The sequence below is a fragment of the Kitasatospora sp. NPDC093558 genome (genome assembly GCF_040683475.1).
Taxonomy (GTDB): domain Bacteria; phylum Actinomycetota; class Actinomycetes; order Streptomycetales; family Streptomycetaceae; genus Kitasatospora.
The window spans coordinates 1-305 of the sequence record NZ_JBFBDY010001069.1; the positions used below are offsets into that span (position 1 = coordinate 1).

The window sequence follows — 305 nt, forward strand, 5'->3', positions numbered from 1 at the left end:
CCTCGCTGTTGATGATCAGGTTGTCCGGCCGCGGAGAGCAGTGGAGCAGCGTGTCACCGGCAAGGAGTTCCGCTGGCGCCGCCCGGTAGGCACGGTGGTCGCTGATCGCAGCGGCACCGGCGAACGGGCTCGGGGGCAGGACGTCGATCAGCATGGTGATCTTCTCCAGAACCATCGGGATGTCCGGTGAGCGCGGGCTCAGGTCCGGGTGACGGCCGTCGACGTACTCAAAGACGAGGGTGAGCCAGCCGTCCACTGTGTCGGACCACAGCAACCGGGGTCCGAGGCCAGGTGGCAGGACGGAA

General features: G+C 67.2%; 1 pseudogene. It reads right to left on the reverse strand.

Annotation, left to right across the window (positions count from 1 at the left end):
- Positions 1-256: pseudogene (locus tag AB0O00_RS38525) on the reverse strand (aminoglycoside phosphotransferase); the annotation flags it as partial.
- Positions 257-305 lie beyond the last annotated feature (49 nt).